Raw genomic sequence first — 1,304 nt, 5'->3', positions numbered from 1 at the left:
TTATCTTATCAACGATTTCTGAAAGTTGTTTTCCAACCTTTTTAACTTTTCGTGAAGGCAATTTCGCAATCATCGCTTCGTCAATTTGCCATCGGTTGTTAGCTTTGTTTGAAGTGTTGGTATTTTGCTCGCGAATGATTGGTTGTTTGGTTTCTATCGTTTTGATTTGTTCTGATTGAACATCATCACACTCGATTGGCTCGTCAACCAAATCGTTTGTTTCTAAATTTTCAAAATCAATTTCTCTTTTTGATAAAATAATATTTTTATTTTTTTTGTTATTGTTAATGTTAATGTTAATGTACCCTCTTGAAGAATCTTCAAGACATCTTGAAGAATCTTGAAGACTTCTTAAAGAATCTTGAAGCTCTCTTGAAGATTCTTCGTGGTTTTTATGTTTTCTAGTATTGGCGGCTTTTGCTGCTCTTTCTGCAAACTTATTTAAAGTTTCGTCTGAATTTTTTAATTCTTCTTCAACATCTGAACACCACAAATGACCATCTTCTGAAAGAATAATGTGTCCAGATCTAAATAAGTAATCTAATGCCTTCTGAAATCTTTTTACTGAACAACACGTAAAATGAGATAATATTTGCGCATCATTTACAAGAGGCTCTCTAGTGCGCAACATTTGCAATCGCAATCGCATATAAACATTGCCTTCAATTGCGGGTAAACAAGCAAGATCAAGAAGCCACTTGTCTGCAAAAAGCCTCGTCCATGGTAATTTACTGGACATACCCCAATTCCCTTTCTTTAACTAAATATAAAATTGCTAAAGCATCTGCTTCGTTATCATCTTTCGGATTGTGCCCTTTTGCACGCACCGCCTTAATCATCTCTTCTTTCGACGCATTCCCCTTGCCTGTCGTCGCTTTCTTAATCGTACTTACTGGTATCCCCTCATACGGTATCTGATGCTGTTCACACCACGCCGTTAACGTTGCTAACAAACCACCGTAAACATGCGCTGCATCTGTACCTTTATGACGCCTCACCTCTTCAAAATACACCACGTCAATTTGACCTGCTGTCTGCTTTATTTCTGATAGCCATTGTTTAAAACGCAAGTAACGCATTCCACCGCCTTCAAAACGGCGTGATTGAAAATTCACGGTACCACTGAACATGTCACCACTTGCACCACGTATCGCCCACCCCGTTTTGGTACCTAGATCAAAACAAAGAATTGTATTATTCATCACGTTTATGAAGCTCTAAAGCCATATTCCGCACTCCCAATAATAACGGAGTCGCTCCCATATTCTACGGTGCCAAGGTAGAGATGCCATGTATTGTTGTGG

At 38.3% G+C, this 1,304-nt stretch carries 2 protein-coding genes; both read right to left on the bottom strand.

All coding sequences use genetic code 11. The features are described 5' to 3' along the window. On the bottom strand, positions 1-739 hold a 739-nt coding region (locus tag ACFIMS_RS08425), incomplete at its 3' end, for a hypothetical protein (protein WP_404977326.1). Next, positions 729-1,202, bottom strand: a complete 474-nt coding sequence (locus tag ACFIMS_RS08420) for a crossover junction endodeoxyribonuclease RuvC (RefSeq protein WP_375630580.1) — start codon at positions 1,200-1,202, stop codon at positions 729-731. The genes ACFIMS_RS08420 and ACFIMS_RS08425, both read right to left, overlap by 11 nt. Between the last annotated feature and the right edge of the window lie 102 nt (positions 1,203-1,304).

The organism is Bartonella sp. AP331QHHD, assembly GCF_042195905.1.
Classification (GTDB): Bacteria; Pseudomonadota; Alphaproteobacteria; order Rhizobiales; family Rhizobiaceae; genus Bartonella.
The sequence above is the reverse complement of the archived record's forward strand: the minus strand, read 5'-3'. Positions and strand labels throughout refer to the sequence as shown.

Excerpts from the sequence above, each read along its gene's own strand:
- ACFIMS_RS08420 (WP_375630580.1), bottom strand. The coding sequence starts at position 1,202 with ATGAATAATACAATTCTTTGTTTTGATCTAGGTACCAAAACGGGGTGG.